Source organism: Helicobacter mustelae (assembly GCF_900476215.1).
GTDB lineage: Bacteria > Campylobacterota > Campylobacteria > Campylobacterales > Helicobacteraceae > Helicobacter_H > Helicobacter_H mustelae.
Genome location: NZ_LS483446.1, coordinates 115,112 through 134,855, shown reverse-complemented (window position 1 = coordinate 134,855; position 19,744 = coordinate 115,112). Strand labels below are relative to the sequence as shown.

The following is a 19,744-nucleotide window of genomic DNA, read 5'->3' as shown; positions in this document are numbered from 1 at the left end:
AACCTCTACGCCTCCGCCCATCACTTACATCTCATGTTTGGCCACTCTTCTTTTGAATTTTCCTTGTGTTGAAGGCGCAAATAGCAGTGGGAGGGGGTGGTGAGGATTAGCGCATACGATCTCTTGGTAGGAACAACATGCGATTTGCACTCAGGAAAAATAAAGCAACTCCAAAAATAATAAAGAGTCCCGAGACCCCTAGCACAGTGATTGGCTCAATCCCCTGAAAAGCCTTGAGCAAAAGCTCATTGAGATGATAAAAAACTGATGTCTTGATAAAGATTTGACCAAAACTAGGCAAATAATCTAGAGAAACAAACACATTACAAGACATCACAGCATAGAGATTGATAATATTGGCAAATCCCAAGATCCCCTGTTCATTTTGAAAGATCCTGGCTACAAGAATAGCCAAACAAAAACAAAAAAATGCACTGGAAAATACGGCAATAAATCCAAAAATCCATGTTTTAAAATTGAGCAGATGGATGATTCCAAGCGCATAAAAAGAGAGGAAAATAAAGACAAAAGCATATGCAACTACAATGATGAGTCTAGCAATCATCAGTGCTAGGGCCAATTGCTTGATGCTTGCTGGTGTTAGCAGATAAAACAAAAAAACATGATGGGATCTCGCACTTGCTATGGCCTGCGTGATGCCAAAGATCGCGCTAGAAATAATCAGTAACCCCATGAGACCTATGATGCTATGAAAATAAAAAAGCTCTGTGTCGTTTTTTGGAAAAACAAAGACCAATAATAAGAACATTAAAACAGGGTAGATAAATGTCCAAAATAATGCACTTGTATTGGTGAGATAAGATTTCATTTCAAGTTTTAGAATGCCTAGAATTGCACCCATTAGAAATCCTTTAACAATGCCAATAGGTCTTTGGTGGTTGGTTTTTTTACAAATTCAAAAGTTAGAGCCAGAGATTTCAATAGAGAATCCAAAGGCTCGTATGTAACAATGCCGCCATTTTTGAGGAATAAAACCCACTCACAACTCTCCAAAACCGTTGCATCATGAGTGGCAATAATGGTAGTAAGTTGCTTGGTGTTACGTAGCAGAATAAGCTTCTTAAGTCTTGCTAGGGCGTTTTGCTCTAGACTTGTCTCTGGCTCATCCATGATGGCCAATTGTGGACGGTGACTGGTAGCTAAGTCAATTTTTAGTCGTTGTTTTTGTCCATCACTTAGGTGTTCATAAGTTTTATCCAAAAGATTGCTATCAAACAAATCTAAAGCACAGTTTTTGTAAAAAAATTGATAGAACGTCAAGAGGTTCTTGGCACTTAGTCCAGGGGGATAGTTAAATAAACTAGAGACAACCCCTAATTGTTCACGCTTGGGAATAATATTATTTTGATAGGGGGTGTTGTTATTTTGTGCTTTGATGTCAAAGCCAGCTTTGATGCCTAGAATTGCATGAATCAGCGTTGATTTTCCTGCTCCGTTGGTGCCAATAATCGCCGTGCTAGTATTGCTCCTAAATGAAAAATCCTGTATGTTTAAAGCATTTTTAGTTTTTGTAGTTGTAATACTTATATTATAAATCATTGCGCTACTTTTCTCGTGTATTTTGGTGTGTATTTTTCTAATATTTCCATCATCAAAAGCGCATCATTCCCAATTTGTTCATCCTGTGTATTATGCCCAATTTCCAAAAGAATTTTTCTTGTTTGCTCTTCTACTTCTTCTTTGTTTTTAATTCGTTGCATATTTGGAAGATATTTGATCTACACAATCATTCTTAATGAGTTGCAATACATCCAATACAGCTTGCAGGTTAATTTTTCTTATCATAAGATCCTCCATGCCAAATCATATAGCATAAAGATTCTGTTTTAGAGTCAGCCTTGATGAGCGAATTAACTTTATCATCATAAAAACCCGTCCAATGCAATGATTTCATGAATGTCATTTTCATCGATGCAGAGCACTCCCGTATTAGTGAATAATTCAAACAAACGATCAGAGTTATATACGCCACTTTGTTTCATATGCTCAATCCAAGCATCTTTGTTTTGAGCACCTTGATAACTTAAGGTTCTAAATATTGCTTTTGCATTGTATTTTATCGTTAGGCACTGAGAGTTTGGAAACCGCAACTGGATCTTATCAGAGTCAACAATATTACATTTTAACGTAGGAAGAACCCGAAGGGTTTCTTTAGAAAACATTTATCCCCCTCCGCCGCCACAGCAGCAACAGCAGCTACTACTTGTGCTCAAACATCTTCCCGCACTAATAACCAATACGGTATCTTTAATGCGATAGTCCTTATCATTGCTACTATAATAGAAAATTGATGGGCTGCTAGAAACGGGTTTTCTGATAGAGTTTTTTAAATCTGTTTGCTTTTTCTTCATTGTGAAATCTCCTTTAATAAACCTTTGTAAAAATGACCTAGAAATTCTATTCCTAAATCATTGTATATCAAAAATCCATCTCTATGTGAGCAATTGGTACAACAATGCATATCATGGTTACAATTTATAATTAGAATCAAAGCGGATTGAGAAAATTTTTCACATAATGCTCCCATCGGCAGTGCCAAGCTGTAATCAAGATCCACGGAGTCTTTCCGTCTTGCCGCGGGTAGGCATCACACCTTATACTTCCTCTTAAAAGTTGGCAAAGTGCTGTGTTTTTGGTAAACAGTCGGGAGGGACTCTTTGAGACCTACAGACCCTATTGCTAGAATCTTTGGGCACACCTTATCGCGAACTTACGGTGTTAGTTTGCAGAGTCCCTCAAAGAGAGTTCTTTGACTCACTTGAGAGTACTCCTCTCTAGCTTCGCTCCTTTAGCAATCTCCCTATAGCCACACAAAAGAAACAACAAATCCCACCCAAAACCCCAATAACAGCACAAAAGGAATGTAAATAGACAAAAAGTCCCATTTCCCTATCTTCCAGCATGGCAAGATTTGCACTGGCAATGATGGGAATATTTTCCATGCTTATTCCTGCTGAAGCTATACTTAGAGTGATAAAAACAAACATGAATGCACCATACATTGCCACTCCAATAGCCTTCGCTCCCTAGCCTCAAGGAATTAAGCACCCCTGCTCCAAGCCCTGCTTTGCTAGCATCTACACTACTTAAGGCTAGATTATCAATCCCTCCAGCATGCAAGCCCATCCCCACGCCAATGATAAACAAAAGCAAAATTACAGGCAGAATTTGCCATTGTATTGGCAAGAAATACAAAACTAAAGCCAAGGCAATCAGTCCCACACTCATCAAAACGACATCATAAGAGCGAGCCTTTTTGCATCCCATCCAGAATTTAGCATTTTTGCAACAAGAAAGGGGCAAAAAAGCATGGGTGTGGTAAGGGCAAGCATGAACAGCCCGGAGATAGAAGCACTCAAACCCCAGATAGCTTGCAAAAAGCTGGGAAAATAAGTCAAAAGCACCACAAAGCTAAAGCCAGCAATCACAGTCACAAGGCTAAAACCAAAGAATCTTTTATTCTTAAGCACTTCTAGATCAAGGAGTGGAGATAAGCCTCTTGCACGGAGAGATTTTTGCTGCCCCAGAAATAAAGCTCCACAAACAACAAATACAATCAATAAAATAAGTGTTTGTCTATCAAAATAAGCTAGAGAAGAGATGAGTGCCATAAAAGAAAAGAGTAATGCTACAAAAAGAAATGCACCAGGTATATCAAAGGGGGTTTTTGCCAATTCCTTCGCATTATCTTTTGGCAAAACAGGACTTAGAAATAATACAAGGGTTAAAATAAGAAAATGAAAGGCAAAAATAGCACGATAGGAAATCCGCATATCCCCCACAAAGGTCGTAGCAAAAGCATCAATAAGAAGCCCAGAAATCGTGGGGCCAAAGGTGATACCAAGCCCCGCTGTCGTCCCAAAGAAAGCAAAGGCTTTAGCCCTCTCTTTGTCTTCAAAGTTCCTAATAAGCAAGCTTGCCCCACTGGCAAAGACACTCGCCCCACCAATCCCCGCACACGCGCGTGCTATATCTAGCAACAACAAATCTCGCGCAATGATGGAGAGCAAGGAACCTAGCACATAGATAGACACACCCAGCAAAAGACATTTTTTTGCACCAAATCTATCTGCCATCGCTCCCCAAATCAGCGTAAAACTTGCAAAGAACAAATTAAACGCATTCACAACCCACTGCAGGGTACTGGCTTGATTTCCCAGCTCTTGGGCGATAAATGGCAGGGCAATAGTAGTGCCTGAAATCGAACTTGGCACAACAAAAACAGCAAGCAAGATAGCAAAAAGCATGAAAGACTTATGAGATGACATGGTTATTTCTCCTTTTTGTCAGGGTTTGTGACAGGAATACTTTTAGGTCGGTGTAAAATTACTCCATGATCCCATTGCATATCCCTACTCGTATCAAGAACTAATTTGGGAAAAAAAGAATCTTTTGAGAAGAATCATTGTAATAACAATGTGCCCGAGGAAAAACAGCTGAAAGCAAAAACACATCCTCGCTATCTTTATAAGCATCACTTAAAAATACTTCACCCACAAATGATTTATGCACCAAATATTTGGAAACAATATAATCCAAATTGGGCTGCCAATTCTTTTTTTCTAAATTTTTATCAAACACATACCACTCCTCTTAAAATTATAGAGTTCTACACCAAAATACCGCTTGATGGTTTGATTGCCCTCATTTCTCTTCGAAAAAAATCCCAGTTCAGAAACAAAACCCAATAGCCACTGGCTAAACTTAAAGGCTTTTCTTAAAAAGACATCGTTTGATGTCGCTGCATGAAGGCTTCTCTTTACCAAGAAGATACTGCACCTTTATCTATCTTTTTCAACTCACCTACTTTTGACAAAAGCTACACAAACCCTCTTTTCTACTTTGACTTCGATGTAAATACTCCATATTTAATATTTTTTAAAAATTTGTAATAAGAGCAATTCTAACAAAAAAAACAATAAACAAAGCAAAAGTCAAAACCCATGGTAGGCCTGTCTTTTGGATAATAAAGAAGATTTTTGAACATTATAAACAGCAGTGCCAATCCTCACAACCAGAGAATCTGAGAATTAAAAACACATTCTAAACGTCTTCATACTTCGGATATACAAGATTGGGGGGTTGGGAGATGGGCGCAGGATTTTATGATTTTACAGGCTTTTGCAATCTTTATGAATTTTTGGGATTTCAAATGCACAAGGTCGCTTGAGAATCTTGAGAATTTTTTACTCATTTTCATTTTTGCAAAATCTATCTGGCAGCCATCCTTCTGCAAGGCGATGACTTTGAGACCTGATTCCTTAGCCCAAATCGCAATAAACCCATTCTTCTCTTAAGGTCGCCACATCAAATGCAGAGCTTTTATACGCATTTTAGATTTTCATCAATTTACACTCTCAATCATGCCAAGCTTTAAAAGAATTTTTCTCCTCCCAAAAGCATTCCTGTCGCAAAAAAATCCTAAGCACTCCAAGTTTTTATCGCGCACCATTGGACAGAAAAACCATATACTCAATAAAGCGGATAGCAAAGTTTTATCACATAAACCAAACGCTCAATTGGTATTGGTTGGCTAAAGATATTACTATACTTACACACCCAATCTCTCTAATGTAAAAAAGCATGAAAATCAACCACAAATGTCAGGAAACTCAAGAATGTTTAACTGGGAAGATCCACCCTTTTTCTTTCTTGGATCTATAAAAAATAAAGGAACAAAACGAAACTACAAGGAAAGAACAAAGGGTAACATAAAACTAAACAAGGAACGAATAAATAAAAGCAGATTCAAAAAATAAGGAGATTTCCCTAACCCTGCATCGACCTACGTTCCCACACCTGAAAGGTGCAGTATCATCAGCGAAGAGAAGCTTAACTGCCAGGTTCGGAATGGAGCTGGGTGTTTCCTTCTCTCTATAGACACAAGGAAAAGGGAATTAAAAACAAATCGCATTTGCTCTTAATTCCATCTTCCTTCTTATATCTAGGAAATCTCTTCATTGCTAAGCCTAAAAGAATAAAACCAAATACACTCAATAAGGCAGTGATAACAAATACTTAAGTCTTATCACATAAAAATAAGCCAAACGGTCAATTAGTATTGGTCAGCTAAATATATTACTATACTTACACACCCAACCTATCAAGCAAGTAGTCTTCTTGCGACCTTAGGGAAAGTTTATCTTGGAGTTGGCTTCCCGCTTAGATGCTTTCAGCGGTTATCACATCCATGCGTAGCTACCCAGCGATGCTCTTGGCAGAACAACTGGTACACTAGTGGCATGTCCATCCCGGTCCTCTCGTACTAGGGACAGCTCTCCTCAACTTTCCTACGCCCACGGCAGATAGGGACCGAACTGTCTCACGACGTTCTGAACCCAGCTCGCGTACCGCTTTAAATGGCGAACAGCCATACCCTTGGGACCTGCTCCAGCCCCAGGATGCGATGAGCCGACATCGAGGTGCCAAACCTCCCCGTCGATGTGAGCTCTTGGGGGAGATCAGCCTGTTATCCCCGGGGTACCTTTTATCCTTTGAGCGATGGCCCTTCCACACAGAACCACCGGATCACTATGACCGACTTTCGTCTCTGCTCGACTTGTTTGTCTTACAGTCAGGCTGGCTTATGCCATTACACTCAACTTGCGATTTCCAACCGCAATGAGCCAACCTTTGCAAGCCTCCGTTACTTTTTAGGAGGCGACCGCCCCAGTCAAACTACCCACCAGGCATTGTCCTGCTTGAGGATAACTCAAGCCAGTTAGCAGACAGAAACATTAAGGGTGGTATCTCAAGGATGGCTCCATCTCCACCGGAGTGAAGATTTCAAAGCCTCCCACCTATCCTGCGCATAATGCTCCCATCGGCAGTGCCAAGCTGTAGTAAAGGTCCACGGGGTCTTTCCGTCTTGCCGCGGGTAGGAGGAATTTTCACCTCCACTACAATTTCACTGAATCTCTCTTTGAGACAGCTCCCATCTCGTTACGCCATTCATGCAGGTCGGTATTTAACCGACAAGGAATTTCGCTACCTTAGGACCGTTATAGTTACGGCCGCCGTTTACTCGGGCTTCAATTCAAAGCTTCATCATTGCTGACTGACTCATCCTCTTAACCTTCGAGCACCGGGCAGGCGTCACACCTTATACTTCCTCTTACGAGTTGGCAAAGTGCTGTGTTTTTGGTAAACAGTCGGGAGGGACTCTTTGCTGAGACCTACTTTCATAGGCACACCTTATCGCGAACTTACGGTGCTAGTTTGCAGAGTTCCTTAAAGAGAGTTCTTTCACGCGCCTTAGAATACTCATCTCATCTACCTGTGTCGGTTTGCGGTACGGGCAACCATTGCTAAACTTAGAGGCTTTTCTTGGCACGACGGTATCAGTGACACTCTTATCCATCCGAAGACTTCAAAGAGCTCATCGAGCTTGTGATACAGGAGTGGATTTGCCTATCTCCCAACTTACACTCTTAAACTAACTATTCCATCAGTTAGCGCACTTAACCCTATGCGTCCCCCCATCGCACACAATGGTTGGTATGGGAATATTAACCCATTTTCCATCGACTACCCCTTTCGGACTTGTCTTAGGACCCGACTAACCCTACGATGACGAGCATAGCGTAGGAAACCTTAGATTTACGGCGAATATGATTCTCACATATTTTATCGCTACTCATTCCTGCATGCTCACTTCGCATCGCTCCAGCACTCCTTACCGGTATACCTTCAACGCAGATACGAACGCTCTTCTACCACTGTGCAAAGCACAATCTACAACTTCGGTGTCTATCTTAGCCCCGTTATATTTTCAGCGCAGAATCACTAGACCAGTGAGCTGTTACGCTTTCTTTAAAGGATGGCTGCTTCTAAGCCAACCTCCTGGTTGTCTGAGTAACTCCACATCTTTTTCCACTTAGAATAGAACTTGGGGACCTTAGTTGGTAGTCTGGGTTGTTTCCCTCTTGACGATTGATTTTATCACCCACCGCCTGACTCCCAAGATACGGTAATAGGTATTTGAAGTTTGACAGGGTTTGGTACCGCGGTGAGCAGCCCTAGCCCAATCAGAGCTCTACCCCCTATTACTATCACTTGAGGCTATACCTAAATATATTTCGAAGAGAACCAGCTATCACTGAGTTTGTTTGGCCTTTCACCCCTATCCACAGCTCATCCCAACCCGTTTCAATGGGTACGAGTTCAGTCCTCCATAAGCTATTACACTTACTTCAACTTGGCCATGGATAGATCACTCAGCTTCGGGTCTGCAGCATCTGACTAAGCGCCCTTTCAGACTCGCTTTCGCTACGGCTTCACGTTTGTTTAACCTTGCCAGATACCACAACTCGCAGGATCATTATGCAAAAGGCAGTCCATCACCCTGATACACCCCATAAAACCTTACGATCTTATGGAGACTCCAATGATATAATTATTGAGATACGCGCTATAAAGTAAAACTTTATGGGATGTATCATAGGGCTCTGAATGATTGTAGGCAGATGGTTTCAGGTTCTATTTCACTCCGCTCACTGCGGTTCTTTTCACCTTTCCCTCACGGTACTTGTGCACTATCGGTAAGAGAGTAGTATTTAGGGTTGGAGAGTGGTCTCCCCGGCTTCAGCCCGGATTTCACGTGTCCTGGCCTACTCTGGATCCTGCTACCTAGAAATCATCTTTCGTATACGGGGCTATCACCCTGTGTCGCCAAACTTTCCAGATTGTTCTACTAAATGATCTCAGTGGATGTCGCAGTCCTCAACCCCGAATGCAAGCATTCGGTTTGCCCTCTTCCCCGTTCGCTCGCCGCTACTAAGAGAATCTCATTTGATTTCTTTTCCTCCAGCTACTGAGATGTTTCACTTCGCTGGGTTCGCTCCATTAAAGGTAACTAGCTAGTGCTAGTTGGGTTGTCCCATTCGGAAATCTACGGATCAAAGCTTCTTGACAGCTCCCCGTAGCTTATCGCAGTCTAGTACGTCCTTCATCGCCTCTCTCTTCCAAGGCATCCACCATCTGCCCTTAAAAGCTTATTTTCACATAAGATCTAAAAGTTCTTATGATGCTCTTAAAGTATGGATAAAATAGTTAAGTATTCTAAAGTTATCACTGCCTTATTGAATGTATTTCTACTTCCAATAAAAACAGAGGTAATTGTAGTCTTATTACTATTCATAGGCTTAACAATAATAAATTAAAAAACACTTAGGCTTAGCCTAATGTAAATCCTATAGAGAATACTGTGAGATTAGAAAGATTTTTATTGCAAACTCTTTTCAAGCTTGCTTTTGCTTTTCTAAATCTCTTGATTCAAATCTCTTGATTCATTCTTAAGAGAATTTACATTAGACTAACAAAAAGATTCTATTGCTTTGAAGTAAGTCATTGGTGGAGAATAGCGGGATCGAACCGCTGACCTCCTGCGTGCAAAGCAGGCGCTCTCCCAGCTGAGCTAATTCCCCTCTAATGAATGGTGGGCTTAAGAGGACTTGAACCTCTGACCTCACCCTTATCAGGGGTGCGCTCTAACCACCTGAGCTATAAGCCCCTACAAGGACGATACTCATTTGATAGAATCTCTGAAAACTAAGCAAGAGTTAAAAATTCTTTTTACACTTATTTTTTATCAAGATAAACAAATACCTTGATCTTACTCTAGAAAGGAGGTGATCCAACCGCAGGTTCACCTACGGTTACCTTGTTACGACTTCACCCCAGTCGCTGCATCCGCCGTGGACGGTAGCCAATTTAGCATCCCGGCTTAAGGCGAATACAACTCCCATGGTGTGACGGGCGGTGAGTACAAGACCCGGGAACGTATTCACCGTGACATGGCTGATTCACGATTACTAGCGATTCCAGCTTCATGTAGTCGAGTTGCAGACTACAATCCGAACTGAGAGATGTTTTTGAGATTTGCTCCACCTCGCGGTATTGCGTCTCTTTGTGCACCCCATTGTAGCACGTGTGTAGCCCTAGGCGTAAGGGCCATGATGACTTAACGTCGTCCTCACCTTCCTCCTCCTTACGAAGGCAGTCTTCTTAGAGTGCTCAGCCGAACTGCTAGCAACTAAGAACGAGGGTTGCGCTCGTTGCGGGACTTAACCCAACATCTCACGACACGAGCTGACGACAGCCGTGCAGCACCTGTTTTCAAGGTCTAGTAAACTAGACACTCCGCTATTTCTAGCAGATTCTATCAATGTCAAGCCTAGGTAAGGTTCTTCGCGTAGCATCGAATTAAACCACATGCTCCACCGCTTGTGCGGGTCCCCGTCTATTCCTTTGAGTTTTAATCTTGCGACCGTACTCCCCAGGCGGAATGCTTAATGTGTTAACTGCATTACTGGAGTGACAAGCACCCCAACAACTAGCATTCATCGTTTAGGGCGTGGACTACCAGGGTATCTAATCCTGTTTGCTCCCCACGCTTTCGCGCATCAGCGTCAGTAATGTTCCAGTAGGTCGCCTTCGCAATGAGTATTCCTCTTGATCTCTACGGATTTTACCCCTACACCAAGAATTCCACCTACCTCTCCCACACTCTAGAATAACAGTTTCAAATGCAGTTCTGTAGTTAAGCTACAGGATTTCACATCTGACTTATTACTCCGCCTACGCGCTCTTTACGCCCAGTGATTCCGAGTAACGCTTGCACCCTCCGTATTACCGCGGCTGCTGGCACGGAGTTAGCCGGTGCTTATTCCTAAGATACCGTCATTATCTTCTCTTAGAAAAGGAGTTTACAATCCTAAAACCTTCATCCTCCACGCGGCGTTGCTGCTTCAGGCTTTCGCCCATTGAGCAATATTCCCTACTGCTGCCTCCCGTAGGAGTCTGGACCGTGTCTCAGTTCCAGTGTGTCCGATCACCCTCTCAGGCCGGATACCCGTCATAGCCTTGGTGAGCCATTACCTCACCAACAAGCTGATAGGACATAGGCTGATCCCATAGCGAAAAACTTTCCCCCGTAGGGAGTATCCAGTATTAATCACCGTTTCCAGTGGCTATCCCAGACTATGGGGCACATAACCTATGCGTTACTCACCCGTGCGCCACTAATCCACTTCTAGCAAGCTAGAAGCTTCATCGTTCGACTTGCATGTATTAGGCACGCCGCCAGCGTTCACTCTGAGCCAGGATCAAACTCTCCATAATGAAATGAAGGAAGTTTGAGCCCACATATAAATAAATGCAGACAAAAACTCTCCATAATGAAATGGAAATTCTTTCCCGAACTCTTAGCTTTTTCTCTCTATCACAAGTTTAGACTTAAAAAATTAAAGTATAAACAGAGTTGTAAAAAATAAAATTGCTAAGAAATTTAAATTGTCAAAATATCTCTGCAAAAACTCTTGAGAAAAGTTTTTGGGAAATAAGTGTAATCAAATTTAAAATCTCTTGCTTAGATTTCAAAGATCACCACCAAATAAAATATATTAATGCCAAGTAAGTTTTACTTCGAACATAAACAATATTAAATCTAGTAAAAGAACAACCTAAAATTCAACAACAAAACCGACAAAATGTGTTTTTCAAATTCTACTCAAAGCAAAGTTCTTTAAAAGGAATCACAAGATTTGGTAAGCTTTGTTTCGCTTTAGGAAGTGAAATAGTACACATTATTTCCTTAGATAATCCTTAAGCCAAAGAAATTTGATGGAAATTTTATGGAAAAAAGTTTTTTGCAAAGAAAGGGGATTTTCTTTAAATGCAAGAGAAGGCAATGCTAGAGCACGCAGGAATCGCGATATCAGCACTCCTGCAAGGGTTGTGCGCCGCGTAGATGTTTGTCGGATTAGTTCTGGTCTTAGCAGAGATTCCTAGCATGTATGGGATGCTCTGTGAATGGGAAGTCGCTTGGCATAAAGAAGAGTGACCAGGAATATGGAAGTGCGATTATGTCGCAGAAGGCTTAATAGAAAAAGAAAGCAAAACATAGCGGATAAGTGAGAAAGCCACAAAAAATATGATAACCGCTATAAGAATGTCTATGATTTTAATCATTTTCATAAGAATCTGACTTAATCTCAAAGCACCATACCCCAAACCAAAAAACCATAAGAAAGACGCAGCCAATGCCCCAGAGGCAAAAATAATCTTTTCCTCAGGGGAAAACATTAATGCAGAAGCACCTATTACAAAAACGGTGTCTAGATATACATGAGGATTTAAAAGGGTAACTGCTAAGGTTAATAAAATTGTTTTTTGAAGGGATAATTTATTTCCCTGAGAAATTTCAAAGCCTGATTGCGATAAAAAAGCAGATTTTAAAGAAAGAAATCCATAATACAAGACAAAAAGAATCCCAACTGATGCAATGAGTAAATTTAAGATTCTGTTTTTGGCTAAAAACTCCCCTACTCCAAAAACCCCAAGCCCCATTAAAATAACATCACAGACAAAACAAATTCCACTGACTATAAAAATATGATTTCGACTTATGCCCTGCTTGATAATAAAAGCATTCTGTGCGCCAATGGCAACAATTAAAGAGAGGGAGAGCAAGAAACCCTTAAAGAAAAGCAACATCAATTCTCCAATCCCTTAACTAAACTTAGTGCTTGTTTAAAATAATTTTTATCTACAAAAATATAATCGAAAGCTGACGCCACTAATACACTGATATTATTTTCTTTAAGGGGTTTCAAAACTTTATAGAGGATTCCACTCTCATTCAAATCATTTAATTCATCCAAATAAAATGCTTTAAAAATAGGGAAATGCTTTTGTTTATGGGCAAATGAAACAATACTAAAACCATCTACCTCTTGCATAAGACAAAAGATGTTTTTGTCTATTAGGGGTTTCTCTGCTGCTTTATAAATAAAAAATTCTGCTTCTAAGGTTCCTATTTTCATTGGATTATCTCTATATTAAAAAAACCAATGCTGCTTCTAAGAAGCAACCTCAGATTTTAAAGCAGCAAAATCCACTCCTATATCTTTATAATCAAATAAGAAGATGGGTATTTGAATATCCATGTTAGAGCATCCTTTGTTTGCAGATTCTATTCAAAGCAAAGAGCTTTAATAAGGAACCACGAATCACAAGATCTGGTAAGCTTTGTTTCGCTTTAGACAAAAAATACACATTCTTTCCTTAGGCAATCCTTAAGCATAAGAAATTTTATGAAAATTTGCAAAAAAGATCTTTTGAGGGGGGGGGTTGGGAAGGGGTTTGTCTAGCACCCCATGTATTGGTGTTTTTTAAATGTACATCCTAAGATGTTAGAGATTTTTGGGCCGCTAGTGATAAGATTCATCATGTTATAAATGAGCTTGAAGATCAAGCCACTATTTCATCAAAGTTGTGAACGCCTAAGCCAACATCTCACCAAAAGCATCAATGCTAGCATCACCCAAGCCAGGCTGCCAAGCTAGCTCAACACCCCGCTTAGTGCTTTTTGCTAAAAATTGCTTTGAATAAGCCATTTTGATATGCCACGGCTAGGAGCGCAACAATAACGCCAAAGATCTGTAAGACCGACAAGGTCTCCCCAAACAAGAATGGAGCGATAATCGCAACAGTAGCCACAGGGCTTAGGATGAGCAGCCCAGCTCCTAGGGTTGGGTTTAGCTTCACGCTGCCATATTGTGCAAAAGTCCACGCACATGCCTGACCCAAGACGCATTCCACAAGCATCCAAAACCAGCTCATACCATTGATAGGATCGCCCGCAGTCACAGGATGCAGAAAGCTTGTAAGCTGCTCAATTTCATCTTTTGGCAGGCGCATCTCCCTCAATCCTCGCAGTGTATCCCCAAAGCTCTGCGCTGCATCCACCATGACGCCGGCATGAAAATCAAAGCCATTGCCAGTGATCAAATAAGCCCAGATAGTAGGGGCTAGGAGCTGTGCAAAAGAAGCAATCATAATAGGCTGCACGACCTGACCTTGATTAATGCGAGCAGCCCTCCTGCTAGCAAACAAATACACGCCATAACAGCAGCCCGAAGTCAGACCAAAAATCGTACCCACTGCCATGATGCTCATGCCAAAGACTTCTTGAGGACCGTTGGGATCTACGATGCCATGCTCTAGCGCTCCTCCAGCCAAGACCACGCCCGCAAGCATGATGGGCGCTAGGATGTAGTAGCTCAGAGGGATCCTCTCCCTATCAACAAAAAACGCTAGCGCTGGCAAAATGATCACTTGAATGTTTAGCAAAATCGAAGCAATGCCAGAACCCACAAAGAAGATAGAATAATTCCAAGCAGTGAAATCAATGCCCAAAACCAATCCCGCCAGAACAGAAAGCCAAATGCCCCTTGCATTCAGCCAGCCCTTTTTGCCAGCCTCCATGAAAGCAAAGGGCACCAAAACTAGCGCCCCACCAAGACAGCGCAAAAATGCTCCTGTGGCTGGGTCAAAATTGGACATTTTCTGCCAAGGGGCCGTAAAGGACAAGAACAAAATCCCTAGGAGAAAAATCACATAAGTCATCGGGCCCACGCGCGTATTTGCATGATCCATAGAATCCTCCTTGCTTTGGTTATTACAAAACTTAAATCAGAGGGGGATTCTGCCACAAAAGCGCTTAAAAAACTTTGAGCTCATAAAAATCCCACAGAAATAAACTCCAATAATGCAGCTAGCTTGACATTGAATTTTACAGTCTGATGCACTCAGAAAATCACTCTTCACTTACAAACAAAAATCATTTAGCACCAGGCTTAGTGATTTGTCACATTTGGCTTTGTGTGGTTTGATTTGGCGGACACAGTTGATTATACTTAGCCATGTACAAGCACTTAAGCACGTGAGTTTTTACGCGATTTCAAAGTCTGTTGCCCATGGCTAAAAAAAATGATTTTACCAGTCTCATTGCAATTCTTTTCACAATATCATGTCACAAAAAGTACTACAAATGTTTACGCCATAAAAGGTGCTCACAAAAAAATTTCCTATTGGAAACAATTACAAATTTTCGCGTATTTTTTTATTTTTATTAAAATAATTCTAACAAATAACCAAGATAAATTAAATATTAAAAAATATTATTTCTCTTTTATGGATTGCAAAAACTGGAAAAACCCCCAAAGGCAGAAATGTTAAGCAAAAATAAGATAAGATAACAGGAAAAATATTTGCAAGGGTTTTTTGATGAGAATAAATTTGGACAGTGACAGCTACTTGGAGCAATATGATAGCGGTGAGGATTTCGCTACTATGTTTGAAGAAAGCCAAAAACAAGGCGAAGTGGGAGCTACAAAAGAAGCAGTGATTGTGAAAATCACTCCAGATTTTACCATGGTGGACATTGGAGAAAAAGTAGAAGGAAGATTTCCTACCGAAGAAATCAGAGATGGGCAAGGGAATCTGCTCTTCCAAGAAGGCGATAAGATCACTGTATACGTGAGCAGAGGCGGACACGATCGTTTCAGTGTTTCGCATAAAAAAGTGTTGCGTCATCAAAAGATTCAAGAAAAAATCCAAAGCCTAGGGGAGGATTATAAGGACAAAGTAATCGAGGCCAAGATTATTCGCAAAAACAAAGGCGGCGTGATCCTAGAAGCGGATGGGGTTGAGTATTTCATGCCAAAGTTTCATGCCTCTGCTAAAGAAGATAAGGGCAAGAGAGTAGAAGTTTGCATCATCAATGTCAAACCTGAGGAAAATAGTATTATTGTTTCGCGGAAGAGATTTTTTGACCTGGTAAATAGAAATCACAGCGAAAGTGCAAAAAAGATCATGGAAATCCAGAGTCCACTCGATGGCGTTGTCAAGAGGATCACAAGCTTTGGCATGTTTGTGAGCGTAGATGGAGTGGAGGGTCTAGTGCACTACACAGAGATCACTCATCGCGGCCCAGTGAATCCGGCGAAGTTTTACAAAGAAGGCGATAATGTGCAAGTCAAGGCGATTGCTTATGATGAAGAAAAAAAGCGCCTGTCCTATTCCATCAAGGCTCTACAGGAAGATCCCTGGAAGGAAATCATCAAAGAACTCAAGGTAGGCTATGCCATCAAGGCCAATGTCAGTAATATCGAGCCTTATGGTGCATTCGTGGATATTGGCAATGATCTAGAGGGCTTCTTGCACATCTCAGAGATTTCTTGGAGCAAAGACATCAAACATCCTCAAGAATGCCTAAACATCGGACAGGAGCTTGATGTAGAGATTATTGAAATCAATCTCGAAGAGCGCCGCCTTAGAGTTTCTCTCAAAAAACTTACCGAAAGACCCTTCGCAGAATTTGCCAAAAAATACAAAGAAGGCGATGTAGTTGAGGGTAGGGTAGAGACACTTACGGATTTTGGAGCATTCATCAATCTAGGAGCTATTGATGGATTGCTGCACAATGAAGATGCTTTCTGGGACAAGGATAAAAAATGCAAAGATCATTTCAAGCAGGGCGACATCCTCAAAGTAAAAATCATTAAAATCGACACTAAAAACGAGCGCATATCTCTTAGCATGAGAGTGCTTGAAGAATCTCCCGCTGATAGATTTGCCAAAAAATACAAAGTAGATGATGCCATCGAGGGAACAGTGGTGGATGTCAAGGATTTTGGCGTGTTTATAGAGGTTGAGGGTATCGATGCGCTCATCAGAAATGAAGATCTCAGCGGAATTGCCAAGCAAGACATCACCAAGGGAATGAAATTAAGAGGTGCCATTGCCTACATTGACCCCTCTAGCAACAAGGTCCGAGTCTCGATGAGGAGGCTAGAACGCCAACAAGAAAGAGAAGACATCAAGAGCTTTAATTCTAACAAAAAAATGACATTGGGCGACAAAATCAAAGGTCAGCTCTAATTCTCCAGAATGCCCAGGATCGCTAAAGTCTCTATCGTTTTTTTCATAGTCTTAGTGTTCCTAGGCATCACTTATGCTCTTTTGGCGTACAAAAACCACGTCATAGAAAATCAAAAAATCTATCAATATAACTATACAAGAAAAGATCGTGAGATTAAAACTTCCGCAAATAATGAAGAATGGCTAGACTCCTTATCCCAAAAAAAGGACTTCTCCTATCCCGTGGCAGAAGCAGATTTTGAAGTCAATTTCCTATCCTCCCCCACCCCATCTCATCGCTTTGTGATCGAAGGTCTAGATTCTTATGTCTTTTTTTGCCTGAGAGAAATCTTAGAAGAAAAAAAGATTCATTTTGCCACAAACCAAAGCGCCAAAAATCTTGATGTCATCCTCTATCTCCCCGAGCAAGAGGATCAAAAAATCCTAAAAATTCTGAATTATTACGGAATCCAGTACAAAAAAAACTAGGAAGCAATTATGAAAAAAGAAATCTTTTTATGCTCAATTTCCAATGTAAGTAGCGGAAATTGCCCAGAAGACTGTGCATATTGCACCCAAAGCGTGCACTACAAGACGGGAGTGCAAACCTATAAATTTAAACCCATTGACACAATTCTTTCTGAAGCAAAAAAGCTCAAAAGCTATGGGGTACTTGGATTTTGTCTTGTCACCTCTGGGAGAGAATTGGATTCTGATAAATGCGAGTATATTGCCCGCATTGCTAAATCCTTGATAAAAGAGGATTTAAATCTCCATCTCATCGCATGTTGCGGGCGCGCTAGCCAGGAATCCCTGCGCTATCTCAAGGAAAATGGCATTGCTAGCTATAATCACAACCTAGAGACTGCAGAAAAATTTTTTCCAAAAATCTGCAGCACGCATACATGGGAAGAACGCTATGAGACTTGTGAAAATACATTGAGGGTAGGGCTTGGATTATGCAGTGGCGGGATCTTTGGCCTGGGGGAGAGCTGGGAAGAGCGTATGGAATTTCTAGAAGCCCTGCATTCCCTGCAACCCCATACCACCACAATCAATTTTTTCATCAACAACAAAGCCCTGCCCATCACCCAAACCACCATTACCAAAGAAGAGGCACTAGAGTGCGTATCCCTAGCGCGCGAGTATCTTCCCTATGCACGATTAATGATTGCCGGGGGACGAGAACTTGTATTTGGCGAGGAACAAAAGGCACTTTATGAAAGCGGGATTGATGCCATCGTGCTTGGTGATTATCTCACCACCAAAGGACACACTCCCAAACGCGATATTGATAAACTGCAAGCCTATGGGCTAAACATTGCAACCACATGTCACTAAAGGAAAAATTATGAATATATTTGAAAAAATTATTAAAGGTGAAATTCCTAGCAAAAAAATCTTGGAAAATGAAAAGTTTTTGGCATTTTATGACATTGCCCCCAAGGCGCCAGTGCATATTTTGGTAGTCCCCAAAGCCTCCTACAAAGATTTCAACACCATGCCTCCACAACTCCTGGGAGAAATGAGTAGTTTTATACTGGAAGTAGTAGAAAAAGCAGGAATTAAGGAATCTGGATATCGCCTCATCACGAATATTGGAGAAGATGGCGGGCAAGAAATTCCCCATTTTCACTATCATGTTTTAGGTGGTGGTAAATTAAAGTGGGAGGAATTGACATAATATGAAAAATTTCACCGCTACCGCCTTTCGAGAATTATTCAATATTTATGGGGACAAAATCGACTGCGCACGAGAGAGCGTTATCTTAAAAAAGCATGCATTGTATTTTGATTGGGGCGCTTCGGGACTTGCTAGCACGCTGGTAGAAAATCGCATTGGTGAGATTCTACCCTATTATGCCAACACTCACTCAGACCACTCTAAACACGCAATGTTCATGCAAGAACTCTACAAACATTCCAAAAAAGTCATTGCAAAAGCCTTTGGACTAAATGAAGAATTTGCAATCATTGCCTGTGGCAGTGGGGCAAGTGGGGCAATCAAGAAATTTCAAGAATTATTGGGGATTTATATTCCTCCTGCTAGCAGGAATTTTGTGCAAATCAATTCTGATGCAATCCCCTTGGTGATTGTTGGTTCTTTTGAGCACCACAGCAATGAGATAAGCTTTCGCGAGGGGATTTGTGAGGTTTATCGCATCCCATTAGACAAAGATTTAAACTTTGATCTATCGGCCCTAGAGATAAAGCTCAAGGAGAACAAACATCGCAAAATTATTTTTTCCTACAATGCTCTCTCCAATGTCACAGGAAATTTTGCCCCCATAAAAGAAATCCATGCTCTTGCAAGAAAATACAAAGCAATCATTGCCATAGACATGGCAGCAAGCGGTGTGGACATGAGCATTGAGCCCTCTTATTTTGATGCTTGCTTTCTCTCTCCTCACAAACTGCTAGGAGGAGTAGGGGGTTGTGGGATTTTATGCATTCGCAAAAGTTTGTTAAATACCGCATTACCCCCTAGTTTTGCAGGAGGTGGAGTAGTAAAATATGTCGATCGCTTAGCACAGATTTACAGCAAAGATGAAGAGGAGCGAGAAGAAGCCGGTACACCACCAATCTTACAACTTTACCGCACCGCGCTTGCTTATCAATTAAGAGAAGAAATTGGTCAGGATCTTATCAAACAAAAGAAGAAAAGCTTAATGCGCATTTTGCTCAAAGATCTCTCTGCTTTCAAAGATATCGAAATCTATGGCACGCAAGAGCATTATGGAATCCTATCTTTTAATATTCAAGGAATCTCCCCCTTTGAGCTAGCGCACTATCTTAGTTACAATTACCAAATTCAAACTAGAGCGGGATGCAGTTGTGCAGGCCCTTATGGCCACGATCTTTTGCATCTAGAAAATGGGGTTTACCGTGGAGAAGATCACCTTTATGGCTGGCTGCGCATTAGCCTACACTACACACATACACGCGATGAAATTGCAAGACTCCTACACGCAATTCACGAACTTAACAATTTGCTCAAACCCAGATAAAAAGAGAAGAA

At 41.2% G+C, this 19,744-nt stretch carries 16 protein-coding genes, 2 tRNA genes and 3 rRNA genes; 6 read left to right on the top strand and 15 right to left on the bottom strand.

Going from position 1 to position 19,744, the window contains the following annotated elements; translation table 11 throughout:
• Positions 1-106 precede the first annotated feature (106 nt).
• From DQN48_RS00605 to DQN48_RS00540, 12 genes are all read right to left on the bottom strand, one after another.
• A complete protein-coding gene (locus DQN48_RS00605) occupies positions 107-862 on the bottom strand; it encodes an ABC transporter permease (RefSeq protein ID WP_013022462.1) in 756 nt (251 codons plus the stop codon).
• The gene (locus tag DQN48_RS00600; protein ID WP_013022461.1) at positions 862-1,560 is read right to left on the bottom strand and encodes an ATP-binding cassette domain-containing protein; all 699 of its coding nucleotides are present in this window, start codon (positions 1,558-1,560) and stop codon (positions 862-864) included. The genes DQN48_RS00605 and DQN48_RS00600 overlap by 1 nt, the downstream gene beginning before the upstream one ends.
• A complete protein-coding gene (locus DQN48_RS07615; RefSeq protein WP_158303458.1) occupies positions 1,557-1,721 on the bottom strand; it encodes a hypothetical protein in 165 nt (54 codons plus the stop codon). Before DQN48_RS07615 ends, DQN48_RS00600 begins: the two co-directional genes overlap by 4 nt.
• Positions 1,722-1,883: 162 nt before the next feature.
• Positions 1,884-2,183 carry a hypothetical protein gene (locus DQN48_RS00590; protein WP_041913024.1) on the bottom strand — a complete coding sequence of 100 codons (300 nt, stop codon included), beginning with the start codon at positions 2,181-2,183 and terminating at the stop codon, positions 1,884-1,886.
• 727 nt (positions 2,184-2,910) lie between these two features.
• Positions 2,911-3,288 carry an MFS transporter gene (locus DQN48_RS00580; RefSeq protein ID WP_145980422.1) on the bottom strand — a complete coding sequence of 126 codons (378 nt, stop codon included), beginning with the start codon at positions 3,286-3,288 and terminating at the stop codon, positions 2,911-2,913.
• Positions 3,249-4,289 carry an MFS transporter gene (locus DQN48_RS00575; RefSeq protein WP_081441264.1) on the bottom strand — a complete coding sequence of 347 codons (1,041 nt, stop codon included), beginning with the start codon at positions 4,287-4,289 and terminating at the stop codon, positions 3,249-3,251. The genes DQN48_RS00580 and DQN48_RS00575 overlap by 40 nt, the downstream gene beginning before the upstream one ends.
• Positions 4,290-4,389: 100 nt before the next feature.
• Positions 4,390-4,602, bottom strand: a complete 213-nt coding sequence (locus DQN48_RS00570) for a hotdog family protein (protein ID WP_013023761.1) — start codon at positions 4,600-4,602, stop codon at positions 4,390-4,392.
• 1,191 nt (positions 4,603-5,793) lie between these two features.
• Positions 5,794-5,909 (bottom strand): 5S ribosomal RNA (gene rrf / locus DQN48_RS00560).
• Positions 5,910-6,055: 146 nt separating this feature from the next.
• Positions 6,056-9,020, bottom strand: a 23S ribosomal RNA gene (locus DQN48_RS00555).
• Between the two features lie 350 nt (positions 9,021-9,370).
• Positions 9,371-9,446: transfer RNA gene (locus tag DQN48_RS00550), tRNA-Ala, on the bottom strand.
• A gap of 9 nt (positions 9,447-9,455) precedes the next feature.
• Positions 9,456-9,532: transfer RNA gene (locus tag DQN48_RS00545), tRNA-Ile, on the bottom strand.
• A 111-nt stretch (positions 9,533-9,643) separates the two neighbouring features.
• A 16S ribosomal RNA gene (locus DQN48_RS00540) occupies positions 9,644-11,142 on the bottom strand.
• Together the 16S, 23S and 5S rRNA genes with 2 tRNA genes alongside form the textbook arrangement of a ribosomal RNA operon.
• 501 nt (positions 11,143-11,643) lie before the next feature.
• On the opposite strand from DQN48_RS00540, the gene DQN48_RS07610 reads away from it, so the two are divergent.
• Entirely contained in the window at positions 11,644-11,811 is a 168-nt protein-coding gene (locus tag DQN48_RS07610; RefSeq protein WP_158303456.1) for a hypothetical protein, read from the top strand.
• Positions 11,812-11,883: 72 nt separating this feature from the next.
• Here DQN48_RS07610 and DQN48_RS00535 read toward each other — a convergent pair whose 3' ends face one another.
• From DQN48_RS00535 to DQN48_RS00525, 3 genes are all read right to left on the bottom strand, one after another.
• Positions 11,884-12,516, bottom strand: a complete 633-nt coding sequence (locus DQN48_RS00535; RefSeq protein WP_041913020.1) for a LysE/ArgO family amino acid transporter — start codon at positions 12,514-12,516, stop codon at positions 11,884-11,886.
• A complete protein-coding gene (locus tag DQN48_RS00530) occupies positions 12,516-12,845 on the bottom strand; it encodes an ACT domain-containing protein (RefSeq protein ID WP_013022459.1) in 330 nt (109 codons plus the stop codon). The genes DQN48_RS00535 and DQN48_RS00530 overlap by 1 nt, the downstream gene beginning before the upstream one ends.
• A 535-nt stretch (positions 12,846-13,380) precedes the next feature.
• The gene (locus DQN48_RS00525) at positions 13,381-14,460 is read right to left on the bottom strand and encodes a DMT family transporter (RefSeq protein ID WP_013022457.1); all 1,080 of its coding nucleotides are present in this window, start codon (positions 14,458-14,460) and stop codon (positions 13,381-13,383) included.
• Positions 14,461-15,090: 630 nt separating this feature from the next.
• Between DQN48_RS00525 and DQN48_RS00515 the strand changes: the two genes are divergently transcribed.
• The 5 genes from DQN48_RS00515 to DQN48_RS00495 are packed head-to-tail and all read left to right on the top strand — an operon-like array spanning position 15,091 to position 19,733.
• Positions 15,091-16,746 (top strand): 30S ribosomal protein S1, encoded by a 1,656-nt coding sequence (locus DQN48_RS00515; protein WP_041913018.1) that lies wholly within the window; start codon positions 15,091-15,093, stop codon positions 16,744-16,746.
• 54 nt (positions 16,747-16,800) lie between these two features.
• On the top strand, positions 16,801-17,214 hold the full coding sequence (locus DQN48_RS00510; protein ID WP_013022455.1) for a hypothetical protein: 414 nt from the start codon (positions 16,801-16,803) through the stop codon (positions 17,212-17,214).
• 9 nt (positions 17,215-17,223) lie between these two features.
• A complete protein-coding gene (locus DQN48_RS00505; protein WP_013022454.1) occupies positions 17,224-18,066 on the top strand; it encodes a biotin synthase in 843 nt (280 codons plus the stop codon).
• Positions 18,067-18,076: 10 nt separating this feature from the next.
• On the top strand, positions 18,077-18,409 hold the full coding sequence (locus DQN48_RS00500) for a histidine triad nucleotide-binding protein (RefSeq protein ID WP_013022453.1): 333 nt from the start codon (positions 18,077-18,079) through the stop codon (positions 18,407-18,409).
• A gap of 1 nt (position 18,410) precedes the next feature.
• Positions 18,411-19,733 (top strand): aminotransferase class V-fold PLP-dependent enzyme, encoded by a 1,323-nt coding sequence (locus DQN48_RS00495; protein ID WP_013022452.1) that lies wholly within the window; start codon positions 18,411-18,413, stop codon positions 19,731-19,733.
• Positions 19,734-19,744 lie beyond the last annotated feature (11 nt).

Coding starts and splice junctions, on each gene's coding strand:
- DQN48_RS07610 (WP_158303456.1), top strand. CDS start 11,644: ATGGAAATTTTATGGAAAAAAGTTTTTTGCAAAGAAAGGGGATTTTCT.
- DQN48_RS00605 (WP_013022462.1), bottom strand. CDS start 862: ATGGGTGCAATTCTAGGCATTCTAAAACTTGAAATGAAATCTTATCTC.
- DQN48_RS00580 (WP_145980422.1), bottom strand. CDS start 3,288: ATGGGATGCAAAAAGGCTCGCTCTTATGATGTCGTTTTGATGAGTGTG.
- DQN48_RS00535 (WP_041913020.1), bottom strand. CDS start 12,516: ATGTTGCTTTTCTTTAAGGGTTTCTTGCTCTCCCTCTCTTTAATTGTT.
- DQN48_RS00530 (WP_013022459.1), bottom strand. CDS start 12,845: ATGAAAATAGGAACCTTAGAAGCAGAATTTTTTATTTATAAAGCAGCA.
- DQN48_RS00500 (WP_013022453.1), top strand. CDS start 18,077: ATGAATATATTTGAAAAAATTATTAAAGGTGAAATTCCTAGCAAAAAA.
- DQN48_RS00515 (WP_041913018.1), top strand. CDS start 15,091: ATGAGAATAAATTTGGACAGTGACAGCTACTTGGAGCAATATGATAGC.
- DQN48_RS07615 (WP_158303458.1), bottom strand. CDS start 1,721: ATGCAACGAATTAAAAACAAAGAAGAAGTAGAAGAGCAAACAAGAAAA.
- DQN48_RS00600 (WP_013022461.1), bottom strand. CDS start 1,560: ATGATTTATAATATAAGTATTACAACTACAAAAACTAAAAATGCTTTA.
- DQN48_RS00505 (WP_013022454.1), top strand. CDS start 17,224: ATGAAAAAAGAAATCTTTTTATGCTCAATTTCCAATGTAAGTAGCGGA.
- DQN48_RS00525 (WP_013022457.1), bottom strand. CDS start 14,460: ATGGATCATGCAAATACGCGCGTGGGCCCGATGACTTATGTGATTTTT.
- DQN48_RS00495 (WP_013022452.1), top strand. CDS start 18,411: ATGAAAAATTTCACCGCTACCGCCTTTCGAGAATTATTCAATATTTAT.
- DQN48_RS00590 (WP_041913024.1), bottom strand. CDS start 2,183: ATGTTTTCTAAAGAAACCCTTCGGGTTCTTCCTACGTTAAAATGTAAT.
- DQN48_RS00575 (WP_081441264.1), bottom strand. CDS start 4,289: ATGTCATCTCATAAGTCTTTCATGCTTTTTGCTATCTTGCTTGCTGTT.